Origin of the sequence: Pantoea sp. BRR-3P (assembly GCF_039621635.1) — a bacterium.
Taxonomy (GTDB): Bacteria; Pseudomonadota; Gammaproteobacteria; order Enterobacterales; family Enterobacteriaceae; genus Pantoea; species Pantoea floridensis.
Window position 1 is genome coordinate 2,729,978 of record NZ_CP155066.1, and the last position, 16,999, is coordinate 2,746,976.

13 protein-coding genes are annotated in these 16,999 nt (G+C 57.0%); 5 read left to right on the forward strand and 8 right to left on the reverse strand.

Features of this window, described 5'->3' with window-relative positions; all coding sequences use genetic code 11:
• Window positions 1–39 precede the first annotated feature (39 nt).
• The 3 genes from AAGR08_RS12685 to AAGR08_RS12695 all read right to left on the reverse strand — a co-directional run bounded on the left by AAGR08_RS12685 (window position 40) and on the right by AAGR08_RS12695 (window position 4,510).
• Window positions 40–2,484 carry a DUF3772 domain-containing protein gene (locus AAGR08_RS12685; protein WP_345827037.1) on the reverse strand — a complete coding sequence of 815 codons (2,445 nt, stop codon included), beginning with the start codon at window positions 2,482–2,484 and terminating at the stop codon, window positions 40–42.
• Between the two features lie 237 nt (window positions 2,485–2,721).
• Window positions 2,722–3,660, reverse strand: coding sequence for a D-alanyl-D-alanine endopeptidase (gene pbpG, locus AAGR08_RS12690; protein ID WP_345827038.1), 939 nt, complete (start codon window positions 3,658–3,660; stop codon window positions 2,722–2,724).
• A 262-nt stretch (window positions 3,661–3,922) separates the two neighbouring features.
• Complete coding sequence (locus tag AAGR08_RS12695; RefSeq protein WP_097094490.1) at window positions 3,923–4,510, reverse strand: Yip1 family protein; 588 nt, start codon at window positions 4,508–4,510, stop codon at window positions 3,923–3,925.
• Window positions 4,511–4,677: 167 nt separating this feature from the next.
• Here AAGR08_RS12695 and AAGR08_RS12700 point away from each other — a divergent pair, with 167 nt between their 5' ends.
• Window positions 4,678–5,253: a DedA family protein gene (locus tag AAGR08_RS12700; protein WP_097094491.1), complete on the forward strand. Its 576-nt coding sequence runs from the start codon at window positions 4,678–4,680 to the stop codon at window positions 5,251–5,253.
• Here AAGR08_RS12700 and AAGR08_RS12705 read toward each other — a convergent pair whose 3' ends face one another.
• Window positions 5,254–6,030 carry an SDR family oxidoreductase gene (locus AAGR08_RS12705; protein WP_097094492.1) on the reverse strand — a complete coding sequence of 259 codons (777 nt, stop codon included), beginning with the start codon at window positions 6,028–6,030 and terminating at the stop codon, window positions 5,254–5,256. It lies immediately after the preceding gene.
• A 117-nt stretch (window positions 6,031–6,147) separates the two neighbouring features.
• On the opposite strand from AAGR08_RS12705, the gene AAGR08_RS12710 reads away from it, so the two are divergent.
• Both AAGR08_RS12710 and AAGR08_RS12715 read left to right on the forward strand, forming a co-directional pair.
• Complete coding sequence (locus tag AAGR08_RS12710; protein WP_345827039.1) at window positions 6,148–7,962, forward strand: glycoside hydrolase family 15 protein; 1,815 nt, start codon at window positions 6,148–6,150, stop codon at window positions 7,960–7,962.
• Window positions 7,963–8,158: 196 nt separating this feature from the next.
• A complete protein-coding gene (locus tag AAGR08_RS12715) occupies window positions 8,159–9,211 on the forward strand; it encodes a L,D-transpeptidase family protein (RefSeq protein WP_345827040.1) in 1,053 nt (350 codons plus the stop codon).
• Between the two features lie 133 nt (window positions 9,212–9,344).
• Here the strand turns inward: AAGR08_RS12715 and AAGR08_RS12720 are convergent, their stop codons facing one another.
• Window positions 9,345–10,370, reverse strand: a complete 1,026-nt coding sequence (locus tag AAGR08_RS12720; RefSeq protein ID WP_345827041.1) for a transporter — start codon at window positions 10,368–10,370, stop codon at window positions 9,345–9,347.
• 165 nt (window positions 10,371–10,535) lie between these two features.
• On the opposite strand from AAGR08_RS12720, the gene AAGR08_RS12725 reads away from it, so the two are divergent.
• Both AAGR08_RS12725 and ppk2 read left to right on the forward strand, forming a co-directional pair.
• Window positions 10,536–12,146, forward strand: coding sequence for an inorganic phosphate transporter (locus AAGR08_RS12725; protein ID WP_097094496.1), 1,611 nt, complete (start codon window positions 10,536–10,538; stop codon window positions 12,144–12,146).
• Between the two features lie 12 nt (window positions 12,147–12,158).
• Entirely contained in the window at window positions 12,159–13,079 is a 921-nt protein-coding gene (ppk2, locus tag AAGR08_RS12730) for a polyphosphate kinase 2 (protein WP_097097568.1), read from the forward strand.
• Here ppk2 and AAGR08_RS12735 read toward each other — a convergent pair.
• From AAGR08_RS12735 to rhlE, 3 genes are all read right to left on the reverse strand, one after another.
• The gene (locus tag AAGR08_RS12735; RefSeq protein ID WP_097094497.1) at window positions 13,076–14,284 is read right to left on the reverse strand and encodes an MFS transporter; all 1,209 of its coding nucleotides are present in this window, start codon (window positions 14,282–14,284) and stop codon (window positions 13,076–13,078) included. The genes ppk2 and AAGR08_RS12735 overlap by 4 nt on opposite strands.
• 205 nt (window positions 14,285–14,489) lie before the next feature.
• Complete coding sequence (gene dusC, locus AAGR08_RS12740; RefSeq protein ID WP_097094498.1) at window positions 14,490–15,440, reverse strand: tRNA dihydrouridine(16) synthase DusC; 951 nt, start codon at window positions 15,438–15,440, stop codon at window positions 14,490–14,492.
• 4 nt (window positions 15,441–15,444) lie between these two features.
• Window positions 15,445–16,830: an ATP-dependent RNA helicase RhlE gene (gene rhlE / locus AAGR08_RS12745; RefSeq protein WP_097094499.1), complete on the reverse strand. Its 1,386-nt coding sequence runs from the start codon at window positions 16,828–16,830 to the stop codon at window positions 15,445–15,447.
• Window positions 16,831–16,999: the final 169 nt, after the last annotated feature.

Consider the following 16,999-nt stretch of genomic DNA (forward strand, 5'->3'; position numbering starts at 1 on the left):
TCGGCATTCATGCCGACCTGGTCACATGACGCGCTGAAATTAAGGCAGTTGCTCGCCCTGCTGCTCTTGCGCGGCCGCCGGAAGCGCGCGGCGTTCAATGATCATGGTTTGCGGCGTGGAAAGCACAATACCCTCCTTGCGCAGACGCGTGAGAATATCAAACAGCAAATCACTCTTGGCACCGGAAATCTGGCGCTGGCTGGCAACGTTGCCGGTGACGCTCAACACGATCCCCGCTGGCGTTAAATCTTTGAACGAAACGGACGGCTCAGGCGTTTCCAGGATGCGCTCGTTCTCCTGATACACTTCCAGCAGAATTTCCCGCACCCGCACCGGATCAATATCCAATGGGAACGTCAGCAGAATGGTCACCACGCCCTGCGCGTTACCCATGGTGGCGTTACGCACGTTTTGCGAGATCAGCTGGGAGTTCGGCACAATCACCGTGGATTTATCGCTGAGCTGAATTTCCGTGGCACGCACGTTGATACGACGAATATCGCCCTCGATGCCGCTGATGCTCACCAAATCGCCCACCTTCACCGGACGCTCGGTCAACAAAATCAGACCGGAGATGAAGTTCTTCACAATCTCCTGTAAGCCGAAACCGATACCGACCGATAGGGCGCTGACGATCCACGCCAGTTTGTTCCACTGCAAGCCCATAATCGACAGCGTCAGCAGAATAACCAGCACGTAACCAATGTTGCTGAACAGCGTCACCAGCGACACGCGCATGCCGACATCCATGGTGGTTTTTGGCAGGAAGTCTTTATCCAGCCAGCGACGCACCGAGCGCAGCACATAAATGCCCACCACCAGGCAGAGAATCGCGTTAACCATGTGCGCCGGCACAATGTTCAGCGACTCCATCCCTTTGCCGCCCCAGAACTCAATCACCTTCTGAATCAGCTCTATCGGCGTTGAGGAGGCGAAGGTGCCGTTGAGCAGCGCCAGCGCGAGGATAGCAATCAGCAAGGTTTTACCCAGCGCGCTCAGCAGCGTAGCCGCCTGTTGCAAGTGGCGCTCATCAATATTGAGTGAGCTTTGCAGCCGCTTGCCCGTTGCATTGCTGGTGGAGAACAGACTTTCACAGCCGTCCTGTACCAGATGGCTGAGGAAGTAGAACGAGCCAAACAGAATGCCGCACCAAATCACCTCATAGCTGAGGAAGCGTGCCAGCGTAACGTAGCCAATGATCAGAGAGATCAGGATCGCCAGCGCCGTAAGCATCAACGCCAGCTGTACTAACCCAACAAGGGTAGAGCGTGCTTCAGGCTGGTGGCCGGCCTGCGCCATGCGACGACGCACGCGGTTCACGCGCATGCTGATAGCAAGGCCGGTGCAGCCAATCAGCAATGCGGTCAAGCCGTTAGCAAAAATCGTGGTATTGAGGCTGGTTCCCACGCTGTAGTTAAACGCCTCAACCGTCTGGAAAACAAACACCAGCGCCGCGGTAAAGGGCGGGAACGGTTTCAGCGCCTGCGCCACTTCATTGGAGATGGCAGGCAAACGCCAGCTGGGACGACGCGTAGACAAAAACGCCCGGCCCAATCCAGCAATTAAGCCGCAGTAGACGCTGAGCTGCACCAGGCGCTCAACAAAATCCTGCACGTCGCCAGAGACCTCATCGCGGCGCGTAAAGGCCAGCGCAAGGAAGTTGAAGGTGAGCACAACGGCCGCAAGTGTGGTCAAGGCTATCGCGGCAGCCAGGAAGCTACGACGTAAACGCCCTTCCGGCATTTTGTTAATGCTCACCCACGCCAGAAACTCTTCGCCGTAGCGACGGCCGAGCGTCATCACCAGCATCGCGGCGACCAGCCAACCGATGGTGCCAAAGCGCCAGCCCGATTCCCACGATAGCGCGGCGGTGTCTTGTAATTCATCGCGAAAATCACTGATTTTCTCGGCGTCGAGATCCTGGCTGCTGAAGATCGGTGACCAGAAACGCGGGCCGAAAATACTGCCCGAGTTCAGTGCCAGCTGGCTTTTTAACTGGTCACGACGCAGGTTAACGATCTGCGATGACAGCACCAGCGCACCGTTTTTGATGCCATCGGCCTGCTTGATTTGGTCGTCTAGCTTACCTTTTTGGTTCTCCAGCGCCGCACGCTTGCGCGTCACCTCCGGCGTCTCTTTCACGCCGCTGTCGGCTTTGGGCGCCGGACCGAGTACCGCCAGCTGTGCATCCAGCTGCTGACGCTGCGGAATGAGTGCCTGACCAAGGGTTTCGGCATTCCCCGAAAGCTCCAGCGCCATCTCATTGAGCTGGTTGAGCTGGCTTTCGTTGGTATCGCCCGAGACCTGGCCTTTAATTTTATCGAGGATTTTCTGCATTTTAGGCAGCTCGGCCGAGGCGTTAACTTTGGGGGCAGCGTCCTCTTGCTGATTCGCGGCCGCGCTGTCGTCTGCAAAACTCAGCGCCGGGGTTAACAGCACCAGCAACAGTAAAAATGGCGTAAGTAAGGAACGGAACTTGAACATGTTTAATAAGATTCCAGCGTAATAACAGCCGATAAACGCACGTGTGCAGATGAATGGCGGCTAGTTTAAGACGTTGCCGACACTGAAACTATAGGAATGAAGGTGTAAAACATTGGCGCTAACGATAAGCGTTTTTGCAGGTAAACCGAGGTGAATGGAGTCGCCATGAATGGCGACCCTACGACATACCGCCGATGACCTGTAGGGACGCCATTCATGGCGACCAAAACAAGCGCGCTATTCGGCCTCGCTATTGCTGGCAGTCAAGCCTGACTTCTGCTTTTTGTACGCCAGCGCCGCGGCCGGAACCGGTGCGGCTTTACCGGTTTCCAGCCAGTCACGCAGACGGTTGGCATCGGCAAAATGGGTGTATTTTCCAAACGCGTCCAGTACCACCAGCGCCACCGGACGGTTATTGATCACCGTGCGCATCACCAGGCAGTGCCCCGCTTCATCGGTATAACCGGTTTTGGTCAGCTGGATACGCCAGTCATTTTTGTACACCAAATGGTTGGTGTTACGGAACGGCAGCGCATAATTCGGATGTTTAAATACCGCCGTGTCTTCTTTGGTGGTGCTTAACTCACCAATCAGCGGGTATTGACGTGTGGCCTTCGCCAGCTTTATCAGGTCTTCCGCGCTGGAAACGTTCTGAATCGACAAGCCGGTCGGTTCCACATAACGCGTATGCGTCATACCGAGCGCACGTGCTTTGGCATTCATGGCACGAATAAAAGCATCGTAACCGCCCGGATAGTGGTGCGCCAGGCTGGCGGCCGCACGGTTCTCTGACGACATCAGCGCCAGCAGCAGCATGTTGCGGCGGCTGATTTCACTGTTCAGTTTGACGCGGGAAAATACGCCGCGCATTTCAGGCGTGTGGCTGATATCGACCGACAGCATTTCATCCATCGGCAGTTTGGCATCCAGTACCACCATCGCCGTCATTAGCTTGGTCAGCGAAGCAATTGGGCGTACGCGGTTAGGATGACTGGAAAACAACACTTTGTTGTTTTCCAGATCGACGATCATCGCGCTGCCGGAGGCGATTTGCGGTTGGGCAATCGGCGCCAGGTTTGAGAGTGCGGCCGGCGCAGCGAGCGCGGGTGTCACAGCGGCTGGCGCGGCGACAAACAGCGCCAGCGACAGCAGGGAAATACGCATTTTTGCAGACATCGTGTCAAAAAAATCCGGTCAGGAGTTTTGCGCTGTGTAAACACACAGGCCGCCCACATCAAGCCAGACGGGATGCGGGCTGGCTGCAGTATCATACGCACTTCCCTGAGAAATTTCTTAACGAGATTGTTTCCAGGCGTTAAAAGGCCGCCATGAATGGCGACCTTTTGGGTTGAGTGCGATTTCGTTTGTCGGTCGCCATGAATGGCGACCTTACGGGGGCGGTTTTGTAGGGTCGCCATTCATGGCGACCAGGATAGCCTCAGAATAACCGTGGACCATATCCCCAGATAACCACCGTCAGCGCCAGCAGCACCTCGAACACCAGCACCCCTATCGCCAATGTTGAGCCGGAGAAGCGCAGACTTTCATCACGGTCAATACTCAGGAATACCGGGATCCCGACGTAAAGCAGATAACCGGTGTAAACCAGCGCAATCGCGCCGACCAATACGCACAGCCACACCAGCGGATAGAGCGCCACCAGACCACTAAGGAACAGCGGCGTTGCCACATAGCCCGCAAACACGGTGCAGCGTTGCAGGCTCGGGCGCTGCGGATAATTACGCGCCATCCAGTGAATCACACGCCCCATCACGGCAACGCCACCAAGAATCATCAGGTAGAACAGAATGCCCAAACCGATACCGGTCAGCCTGTTGAGTAGTACGAACTGCCCTTCGCCCAGATTCCAGCCCAGTTGCGTGGTGCCGATGAAGGCGCAGATCACCGGGATCGCCGCCATTAGCAGAACATGATGGGTGTAATGGTGCGAAACGCTCTCATTTTCCTGTTTAATATCGCGCATTTCCTGACCAGGATGCGCCAGTAAACCCCAGACATGATTCATACGGTTACTCCTCTAATGCAAGGGGCTGCCCCTAAAGCAAAAGACCTCGACAACGCAGGCAGCGTCTCTCAAGTATAATCGTCGCCGCTGTTTTTGCGGCTAACCCTACAAATAAAGGCGCTGGCGTATAAACTGGTAACAGTCTCAACATTTACAGGGAGGATGATTTGCATCTCGATATCAATGGATTAATTAGCCAATACGGCTATCTGGCGCTGCTGATTGGCTGTATCGCCGAAGGAGAAACCTTCACCTTACTGGGCGGGGTCGCGGCGCATGAAGGCTTGCTGCACTTCACCGGCGTGGTGTTGGCCGCGATGATTGGCGGCATTATTGGCGATCAGCTGTTGTTTTGGCTGGGACGCCGCTACGGTACACGCATTCTGCGCCGTTTCCGCAAACATCAGGAAACCATTGGCAAAGCCAATCGGCTGATTCAGAAACACCCTAGCTTATTCGTCATCGGCGTGCGCTTTATGTATGGCTTCCGCATTGTGGGGCCAATCATCATTGGCACCAGCCGCCTTAAGCCGCTGCGTTTCTTTATTCTTAACGTCATCGGCGCCGCGCTATGGTCACTGATTTTTGTCTCTATCGGCTACTTTGCTGGCGAGATCGTTGCGCCGTGGCTGCATAAGATCGATCAGCACCTCAAACCCGTATTGTGGTTAGCGGCGGCGGTTATTTTTGGCATCGTGCTGCGCTACATTATTCGCCACTGGAACCGCCGCCGCGCGGGTTAGTTACGAGTGATAACCTTTAAACTGCGGATTCGCCAGCATAAAACCACCGTCGACAATGAAAGATTGTCCGGTGGTGTAGGTTGCCCATTCCGAGCAGAGCCAGGCCACTAAGCTCGCCACCTCACGCGTATCGCCGGGACGTCCAATCGGGATCTCCGGCATACGTCGGCCTTGCTCGTCATCTTTCATATCATTCATCGCCGTGGCAATTGCGCCCGGCGCCACCGCGTTGACCAAAATATGGTGCGGCAATAAGCTCAACGCCATTGATTTGGTCAGGCCACCGAGTGCATGTTTCGCGGCCGTATAGGCGCTGGCGTCCGGTAGCGGCGTGTGTTCATGCACCGAAGTGATATTGATAATACGTCCACCGTCGCCCTGATCGACCATATGCCTTGCGGCAATCTGCCCACAGATAAAAGCACCATCAACATCCACATTAAACACTTTGCGCCAATCCTCAAAAGTGACATCGAGAAAGTCAGCTTTGGTCATCACGCCCGCGTTGCAAACCAGCACGTCAATGCGCCCCAGCGAGTTGATCAGCTGCGCCAGTTGTTGCCCGCCGGCTTGCGGATCGGCAAGGGCAACCTGCCGCACCTGCGCCATCTGTCCACGACTCTCCACCATACGAGCGGTTTCCTGGGCGCCCTCTTCATCCGAACTCCAGGTGATGCCAAGCGTATAGCCCGCTTCGGCCAGCATCACCGCACAACTGCGACCAATGCCAGAACTGGAACCGGTAACCACGGCGACTTTCTGTTTTCCTGAACTCATAACATTCTCCTGATTGAGGGTGTCTTAACAGTATAGAAGTTATCCTTCTGTGCCTCAGTGCCGCCGAATCTGCCGTTGCGTCTATAGTTAACCATTACATACCGCAAAGGGGGCAAGATGAGCGACATTAAACGCAGAATAGACGACCACGGTGTGATTGGTGATTTACGCACCTGCGCACTGATCGCCAACGACGGCACCATCGATTATCTCTGCTGGCCAGAGCTTGATAGCCCTTCGGTATTTGCTGCGCTGCTCGATAGCGACGAAGCCGGACTTTTCTCTCTCGCCCCCGACTGGAAAAATGCCCGCCAGCAGCAGCTCTATCTGCCCGATACCAATATTCTGCAAACCCGCTGGCTGGACGATGCGGGCGTGGTGGAGATCACCGATTACATGCCGATCTGCGACGAGCACAGCAAAGTGCCGCGTCTGGTACGTCGCGTGAAAATGGTGCGCGGCACGGCGAAGTTCCATCTGCTGTGCGCGCCGCGCCACGATTATTCGCGCGCAGAAACCACCACCGAAGTGCGTCCTGGTGGTATCGCTTTTCTGGCCGCAGGACAACCGGCTTTACGCCTCAGCGCCACGGTGGTGATGACGCGCGAGAACCACAGCGCAGTGGCGGAGTTCACCCTGAAAGCCGGTGAGTGCGCCGAGTTTGTTTTTGGTAACGATGACGATCCAAACGTGGCGAAAATTGCCACCGAACAGTGCTTCCGCGACACGCTGGAATACTGGCGACGCTGGAGCAGCCACAGTTCGTATCGTGGGCGCTGGCAGGAACAGGTGACGCGTTCGGCGCTGGCGCTCAAGCTGTTGACCTCACATCAGCACGGTTCAATTGCCGCCGCCGCCACCTTTGGTTTGCCGGAGGAATTGGGTGGTGAGCGCAACTGGGATTATCGCGCCTCATGGATTCGCGACGCCTCGTTCAGCATGTATGCGCTGATGCGCCTTGGCTACACCGAAGAAGCGCGAGATTTCACCAAGTGGGTGGGCCGCTGCGTCGAGCACAGTCACGACGACACCCCACATCTGCAGGTGATGTATCGCCTGGATAGCGGCACCGAGCTGCACGAAACCGAGCTGCTCAATCTTTCCGGCTACGCTAATTCACGTCCGGTGCGCATCGGCAATGATGCCTGGCGCCAAACCCAACTCGATATTTACGGCGAGCTGATGGATGCCATTTATCTCGCCAACAAATATGGCGAGGCGATTTCGCAGCGCGGCTGGAAGTATGTCTCCGACATGATCGATTATGTCTGCGTGAACTGGAATCAACCCGATGCCGGCATCTGGGAGATGCGCGGTGAACCGGAGCATTTCCTGCATTCGCGTTTAATGTGTTGGGTGGCACTCGATCGCGCACTGCGGCTGGGTATGAAGCGTTCGCTGCCAATGCCCTATGAACGCTGGGATCGCGTGCGCAGCGAGATCCGCGATGATATCTGGCAAAACTTCTGGAATCCTGAGCTGGGCCACTTCACCGCGACACGTGGCGGAAACTTCCTTGATGCCTCGATGCTGCTGATGCCGCTGGTGCGTTTTGTCAGCTCAACCGATCCAGATTGGCTGGCCACGCTGGATGCGATTAAAACCCATTTAGTGAGCGATGGTTTAGTGCGCCGCTATAACATTCATGAGACCCCTGCCGATGCATTAAGTGGCGGAGAAGGCTCCTTTGCGGCCTGCTCCTTCTGGTACGTAGAGTGTCTGGCGCGCGCCGGGCGGGTGCATGAAGCACATTTTGAGTTTGAGAAGCTGCTGAGCTACGCCAATCCGGTTGGCCTGTACGCCGAAGAATTTACCTCTCACGGCAATGCATTGGGTAATATGCCGCAGGCGCTGTCGCATCTGGCGCTGATCAGTGCCGCTTTTTTCCTCAATCGTAAACTGAGTAATGAAGTGACGCTGTGGCAGCCTTAAAAATTCACATTTTGGGCTGAGGAGCTAAGAGAATTGTCTGGTAATCACAAGGAATTGCGTAAAGTATCTTCAGCCAGCGAAAATCCTGATTTCCATCAATGCACCAATGCACATATAATGCGCAGCGGGTCATACTGACCACGATGGATTCGACACACTGACAAGCCTGAAACATGGCCATAACGACTTGAAAAACATGAAAATGAGCATTCGCGCGTTCGCTTCACTCGCCCTCGCACTGGCGGCGTTCAGCCAGTCGGCATTTGCAGTAGTCTATCCGCTGCCGCCGGCTAATAGCCGTCTGATCGGCGAAAATATTGAAATCACCGTTCCTGATGACAGCAAACTTCCGCTGGAAGCCTTTGCTGCGCAGTATCAGATGGGCCTCAGCAATATGCTCGAAGCCAATCCGGGTGTTGACGTTTATCTGCCGAAAGCTGGCACTAAAATGATCATCCCGCAGCAGCTGATTTTGCCTGACGCGCCGCGTGAAGGCATCGTGATCAACAGCGCTGAGATGCGTCTTTACTATTACCCGAAAGGCACCAAGACCGTGGTCGTGCTGCCAATCGGCATCGGCGAATTGGGTAAAGATACGCCAATGAACTGGATCACCAAGGTTGAGCGTAAGAAAGATGGCCCAACCTGGACGCCAACCAAAGCGATGCACGCGGAATACGCAGCGCGTGGTGAAAGCATTCCAGCCGTGTTCCCGGCGGGTCCAGATAACCCGATGGGACTGCATGCGCTCTACATTGGCCGCCTGTATGCCATTCACGGTACTAATGCCAACTTCGGCATCGGCCTGCGCGTGAGCCACGGCTGTGTGCGTCTGCGCTCTGACGACATTAAATGGCTGTTCGACAACGTGCCAGTCGGCACCCGCGTCCAGTTCATCGATCAGCCGGTGAAAGCGAGCGTTGAGCCAGACGGTTCGCGCTACATTGAAGTCCACAATCCGCTGTCGACCACCGAAGAGCAGTTCAACTCTCGTGAGCTGGTGCCGATTAACCTGACGTCTGCGGTGACCAAAGTGATTGCCGATGCCAGCACCAACCAGGATGCGGTGAATAACGCAATCCAGGCGCGTAACGGTATGCCGATCAAAATTAATGGCCCAGCAGGTGAAGCCCAGCCAGCACCGGTGCCGGTACAAGAATCTTCTGACGCAACGCCGAAAGAAGAACCGATGACGCCGCAGGGTGTTAACGGCGCAGCGCCTGCTGCTCAGCCGGCTACCAGCCTGTAATTACGTGTTGTGATGAGCCAGCCTGCGGGCTGGCTTTTTTGTGCGTGCGATTAGCCAGGTCGCCATGAATGGCGACCCTACGAAAAAATCATCAGGGTTATGTAGGGGCGCCATTTATGGCGACCTGGTCACCTCAATCGCGCGGGCGTCGAAACGCCAGCCAGCCCGCCACTAACGTAAACGCCAGCACCACTAATACCAGCAGCAGAAAGCCATGCGGATTGCTCGCCAGCGGAATGCCGCCGACGTTCATGCCAAAGAAACCCGCCACGATATTGATCGGCAGCGCCAGCACGGTTATCACCGTAAGCAAGAACAGCGTACGGTTGCTCTGCTCCATCAGACGCGCGGCAATCTCTTCCTGCAACAAACGGATCCGCTCCATTAGCCCAGCCAAATCATTCAGCGCCACACTGAACTCTTCGGTGAAGATACGCAGCTCACCCAGCGGTTCGCGCTTTAGCCATTGAGGCGGGCGATTTAGCAAACGAAACAGCGCCGCGGGTTCGGGTGCCAGCAGGCGCTGCACGCGCAACAGCATGCGGCGTAAATGACCCAGTTCATGACGGTTAGTTTTGATCGCCGCACTCAACAGGCGCTCTTCAATGGCGTCCACCGCCTGACTGGAGCGACGCACCACCTGTTCCAGCTGCGCCTCCTGCTCGCCCAGCAGCCACAGCAGCATCGCATCGGACTCCGCAAACATCAGCTTGTCGATCTGCTGATGCATACGCTCAATCATGCCAACGGGCCGAAAGCGCGCGGTGACAATCACATGCGGGCAGCACCACATCCACAGCGTGGCATTCTGGGTGCTGCGCTCCTCTTTACTGAAGGTGACGTCATTGAGCACCGCCAGCAGCGCATCGTTTTGATGGGCTAAACGGGTGCGCGGTGAAGCTGAATGTATCTCATCGAAAAAATCGCGGTCTACGCCAAAGTGGTCCTGAACCCAACGTTCAGCACGTGCGTGATTAAGATTTATGTGCAGCCAAAGAAAGGTCGATTCCGGCAGCTGTTGCTGCGCCAATTGTGAGGCTTCACGCGCATTTAACCGCTGTGGCGGCGACGCCGGGGTAAACAGATAACCATGAATCAGTCCGGCCACTTCGTTATTGAAGTCCGGCAGGGAGGCAAGCGGTAACACGGGCTGGAGCATAGCAGCAGGTCATTCCGAAGCGGTCAGATCCACAGGGTGCGACAGGGATGTTGCAGCAATATGACACTGGCCGTTCACCATCATCATTCTGTCATACAAACCCCGTATCACACTGGAAGTCAAAGGGTGCCGTTCGAGCATCGTGATTTAACACTGAGGTGTTTTATGGCTGAAAACAGTTTACCCGCATCGACCTCCTCGTCCCATAACGGACGCCCGAACCTTAATCGAGGCAACGGTCCTGCCTCACGCCTGATCTTTGTGCTGCTGCTGATGGCTGGCCTGCTGTATGCGGGCATCAACCTGTTTAACGACGTTGAAGAGACTGGCGCACCGGTGACCAGCTACACGCCATTCCTGCTGCTTGGCGTGGCGCTGATTATTGCGCTCGGCTTTGAATTTGTGAACGGTTTCCACGATACCGCCAACGCCGTCGCCACGGTGATTTACACCCATTCGCTGTCGCCCGGCGTGGCGGTGATGTGGTCCGGTTTTTGTAATTTCCTCGGCGTGCTGCTCTCCAGCGGCGTGGTGGCGTTCGGCATCATTTCGCTGCTGCCGGTAGAACTGATTCTGCAAGCGGGCAGCGGCCACGGTTTTGCCATGGTGTATGCGCTGCTGTTTTCGGCAATTATCTGGAACCTTGGCACCTGGTATTTCGGCTTGCCCGCCTCTTCATCCCATACGCTAATCGGTTCGATCATCGGCGTTGGCGTGGCGAATGCGTTGCTGCACGGGCGCAGCGGCACCAGCGGAGTCGATTGGGATCAGGCGATTAAAGTGGGCTACGCGCTGCTGCTGTCGCCGGTTGTCGGCTTTATCTGCGCTGGGTTGTTGCTGCTGGCGATGAAAGCGTTTATCCGCAATCGCCAACTGTATGAAGCGCCGAAAGGCAATCAGCCGCCGCCGGTGTGGATCCGCGGCTTGCTGATCCTCACCTGCACCGGCGTCTCCTTCGCGCACGGTTCGAATGACGGGCAGAAAGGCATGGGCTTAATCATGCTGATTCTGGTCGGCACCATGCCGATTGCCTATGCCCTGAACCGCTCGCTGCCGCCGGAGCAAATCCCGCGCGTCGCCGCCTTAACACAGGTCACCGAACAGCAGCTACTGACGCTGCAACCGGCGCCCGCCGCGATGCCTGCGCCGCGCGAGGTACTGACCGAATTCGTGCGCACCAGCCAAAACCGTCCGCAGGTATTACCTGCACTCGGCATGATGCTGGGCGATATCGGTGACCAGATTCGCCGCTATGGCGCGGTGGAGAACATCCCGGTGCAGGCGGTGACCAACACGCGCAACGAGATGTATCTGGCGTCGGAAACCATTAAACATCTGCAAAATGCCAAAGTGGCGCTGCCGGAAGAGACCGCGCGCAATCTGACGGCGGTGAAAAAAGAACTGGATGCCGCCACGCGCTTTATCCCGATGTGGGTGAAGGTGGTAGTGGCGATTGCGCTGGGCCTTGGCACCATGGTGGGCTGGCGCCGCATCGTGGTCACCGTGGGAGAGCGCATCGGCAAAACGCATCTCACCTACGCGCAAGGTGCCAGCGCCGAGCTGGTGGCAATGGCGACCATCGGCGCAGCCGACGTCTTCGGCCTGCCGGTTTCCACCACCCATGTACTCTCCTCTGGCGTCGCCGGATCGATGGCCGCCAACCGCTCAGGTCTGCAACTCGCCACCATTCGCAATCTGGCGATGGCCTGGGTACTGACGCTGCCGGTTTCTGTCTTACTTTCGGGGCTCCTTTACGCCCTGTTTATCCACCTGTAATGGGAGAAAATGATGGCGACACACGACAACAGCTTCCACAGCGAGACCTTTAATCAGCGTCTGCTGCAGGAGTTTTACGACAGCTACGACGAAGAGCTGGAGATGGAGCTGGACGATCTGCGCTTCAATGATAACGGTGAGACGCAGGCCGAGGGCGACAAAGCGTTTCGCCGCCGCTATTTCCGCGAGCTGCTGCATCTGCAGGGCGAGCTGGTGAAGCTGCAGGATTGGGTGATGCGCACCGGCCATCGCGTGGTGATTCTGTTTGAAGGGCGCGATGCGGCGGGGAAAGGCGGCGTGATCAAACGTATTACTCAACGTCTGAATCCGCGAACCTGCCGCGTAGCCGCCCTGCCCGCGCCTAACGATCGCGAAAAAACCCAGTGGTACTTCCAGCGTTACATAGCGCATCTGCCGGCTGCTGGTGAGATCGTGATGTTTGACCGCAGCTGGTATAACCGCGCAGGCGTGGAGCGCGTCATGGGTTTCTGCAATGAAGAGGAAGTGGAAGAGTTTTACCGCAGCGTGCCAGAGTTTGAAAAAATGCTGACGCGCAGCGGCATCCAGATCGTTAAATACTGGTTCTCAATCACCGATGAAGAACAGGAGCTGCGTTTCCTCAGCCGCATTCACGATCCGCTTAAGCAGTGGAAACTGAGCCCAATGGACCTCGAAAGCCGTCGCCGCTGGGAAGATTACACTGAGGCGAAAGAGGAGATGCTGGAGCGCACCAACATCCCCGAAGCACCGTGGTGGGTGGTGCAAGGCGTGGATAAAAAACGTGCGCGTCTCAACTGTATTAGTCATCTGCTGCAGCAGATGCCGTACGAAGAGAGTGAAGCCAAACCGGTTATGTTACCGCCGCGCGAACGTTCGGAAGACTATCGCCGCGCGCCAGTACCTGAGCACATGGTGGTGCCAGAGAAGTATTAATCGCTCGCAGTTTGCACGGCTGGCTGGCGGCCGTGCAGCTGTTGCAGACGCAGCGTCAGGCCAAAGGCACCCAGCACCATTAACGCCGCCGCCAGATACACCGACTGCATGCCCCAGTGACCAATCAGCAAACCCGCCACCGGACCGGTTAATCCCAGCCCTAAGTCGAGGAAGGCCGAATAGGTACCAAGCGCCGAGCCCTGATCCTGCTGCTGCACCCGCTTCACCGCCTCAACGCCAAGCGCCGGGAACACCAGCGAGAAGCCGCCGCCGGTGAGAAATGCCCCAACATCTACCAGCCACACGCTGTCGGCCTGCCAAATCAACAGCAATCCAGCACACTCCAGCACCAATGACACCAGCGACACTTTCAACCCACCAAAGCGGGTGATATAGCGGCCAAACCCGAGGCGAACCACCACGAAGCCCAGGCTGAATAAGGTGAGCGCAAACGCCGCGCCGCTCCAGTCGCGGCTGGCGAAATAAAGGGTGATAAAGGTGGAGATAACGCCAAAACCAATAGTGCCAAAGCCGAGCGCCAGACCAAACATCCACACGCGGCTGACCACGCGATGAAACGGAATACGCACGCCGGCCGTGACGCTGACGCTCGCTTTGCGGCTCGCCATCCAGAAGCCCGCAACGCCCATGATCGCCACCAAACCGGCAAAGCCGCTGATGCCAAACCACTGATTCAGCAGTACGCCGAGCGGCGCACCAATCGCCATGGCGAAATAGGTGGCTACGCCGTTCCACGAGATGACGCGCGCGGTTTGCAGCGGACCGACGATGTTCATGCCCCATAAGGTGGATCCGGTGCTGCTGAAGCTTTCACCTACGCCGAGGAACAGACGTCCGGCCGCCAGCAGCGCCAGGCTCAACATCGGCACGTCGCTGCACAGTGCGGCGAGAATCGATAGCACACCGCTCATGCCGCAGAACAGCAATCCCATCATCACCACGCGTTTTGGACCCAAGCGATCCGCCAGACGCCCCGAATGTGGGCGGCTTAATAGGGTGGCGAAGTATTGCAGACTGATGATCAATCCGGCGATGAATGAGCTGAAACCGAGCTGGTTATGCACGAATCCCGGCAGCACCGCGAGCGGTAAACCCACCGAAAGGTAGCAAAAGAAAGTGAAAATAATGACGGAGAGAATGCGTTTATTTAACTGAGCGTTACTCAGTACAGCGGCGTCAGACATGGGAAATGGCATCGAAAACAATGATGAAAGGAGTCAACCACTATAACCTTAGCCTGCTAATAGATCGCAGATTTTTTAGTTATAAAGTTTTAACCACATTTGAATAATACGGTCGCCATGAATGGCGCCCCTACGGCTATGTGGCGAGGGTTTCGTAGGGTGCGCATTGATGCGCACCGGCATACACAGGCAATTTTTTGCGGTATTAAGCGATTATCGCGGCCGCATGCCGCTCTATCGCTGTGGCGATCTCGGCGGAGACTTTGAGGGTGCGAACTTCACTGAATAAGCCGTCGGCTTCGTGATAGGCCTTGCGCAGATAGCCAAGCCACTGCTTGATGCGTGCCACGTGATACATGCCGGTATCGCCCTGCTTCTCCAGCTGGGTGTACTTCAGCAAGAGTGCCACCACTTCGGACCACGGCATCGGTGCTTCGTTGTACTTCACCACGCGCGCCAGGTTCGGCACGTTGAGCGCTCCGCGGCCAATCATCACCGCATCGCAGCCGGTAATGCGCATGCAATCCTGCGCATCCTGCCAGTTCCAGATTTCGCCGTTAGCGATCACCGGAATGCGCAGACGCTGACGAATTTCGCCAATCGCCTGCCAGTTGATACTTTCGGCGCGATAGCCGTCTTCTTTGGTTCGACCGTGCACCACCAGCTCGCTGGCTCCAGCTTGCTGCACGGCATCGGCGATTTCAAAGCGACGATCGCTGGCATCCCAGCCAAGGCGCACTTTCACCGTTACCGGCAAATGATCCGGCACCGCTTCACGCATCGCTTTCGCGCCGCGGTAGATCAGTTCAGGATCTTTCAGCAAAGTGGCGCCGCCACCGCTGCCGTTCACCAACTTCGATGGACAGCCGCAGTTGAGATCCACGCCCCACGAACCGAGTTCCACCGCACGCGCGGCGTTCTCTGCCAGCCATTCGGGATATTGCCCAAGCAGCTGCATGCGAACGCGCGTGCCTGATGGCGTGCGGCTATGGTTATGCAGCTCAGGACATAAACGATAGAAGGATTTTACCGGCAGCAGCTGATCGACCACGCGCAAAAACTCGGTCACGCACAAATCATAATCATTCACCCCGGAGAGCAGCTCACGCACCAGCGAATCGAGCACGCCCTCCATCGGCGCCAGCAAAACCCTCATGACGTTAGGCGTTCCCGGTTTTCTTCGGTGCCGGACGACGACGACCGCTGTTCGCCGCTGGAGCCGCCTGACCTGCGCCCTGCGCTGGACGACGCGCTGAACGCGCTTCACCCTGCGGACGTGGCGCATTGCCGCTGTGCGGGCGCGAGACGTTGCCGCCCTGACCGCGGCCCTGGCCTTGACCACGGCCCTGACCGCGACCACCGCCCTGCTGCTGACGACCGTTCTGAATCGGTTCCGCTTTAATGCTTGGATCGACTTCGAAACCTGGCAGCTCAATGCGCGGGATTTCACGCTTCAGCAGGCGCTCAATATCGCGCAGCAGTTTGTGTTCATCCACGCACACCAGCGACAGTGCAACACCGGTTGCGGCCGCACGACCGGTACGACCGATACGGTGCACGTAGTCTTCGGCCACGTTTGGCAGCTCATAGTTCACCACGTGCGGCAGCTCTTCGATGTCGAGGCCACGCGCCGCGATGTCGGTGGCCACCAGCACGCGAATGCCGCCAGATTTGAAGTCAGCCAATGCGCGGGTACGTGCGCCCTGGCTCTTGTTGCCGTGGATGGCGGCGGCGGTAATGCCGTCCTTGTTTAGCTGCTCAGCAAGATGATTCGCGCCGTGTTTGGTACGGGTGAACACCAGCACTTGCTGCCAGTTATCACGACCAATCATCAGCGACAGCAGTTCCCGCTTGCGCTTCTTATCCACGAAATGCACTTGCTGTGAAACCTGCTCAGACGCGGTGTTACGACGCGCCACTTCAACCTGTTCTGGATTGGTGAGCAGCTTTTCCGCCAGCGTTTTGATCTCATCAGAGAAGGTCGCGGAGAACAGCAGGTTCTGACGCTTCGCAGGCAAACGCGCCAGCACGCGACGGATGTCATGGATGAAGCCCATGTCGAGCATACGGTCCGCCTCATCCAGCACGAGGATTTCGACCTGCGACAGATCAACCGCGTTCTGGTGCGCCAGATCGAGCAGACGACCCGGTGTTGCCACCAGCACGTCAACGCCGCCGCGCAGCTTCATCATCTGCGGGTTAATGCTCACGCCACCGAAGACTACCAGCGAACGGATATCGAGATATTGGCTGTACTCGCGCACGTTCTCGCCAACCTGTGCCGCAAGTTCGCGGGTCGGGGTGAGGATTAACGCACGCACCGGACGGCGGCCACGCGCCGTCGACGGTTTTGCAGTCAGACGCTGCAGCAACGGCAGCGTAAAGCCGGCAGTTTTACCGGTGCCGGTCTGGGCGCTTGCCAGCAGGTCACGACCAGCCAGCACCACGGGGATTGCCTGACGCTGAATTGGCGTCGGCTCTTGGTAGCCTTGTTCTGCTACCGCACGCAAAATATCGGCACTTAAGCCGAGAGAGTCAAATGACATGCAGGTGTATTACTCCGAACCGTCCTGACCGCCGTTAGCGGTGTAGTTTTCAGGAGGGATATGACGCAAGCGCGGGGCTCACGTGTGAAAAGGGCACAAACTACCATGCGTAAGGGCGCGAGTTTAGCAGCTTTCCGCGGCCACAGCATCCATAAAAAAAGGAGCCGCA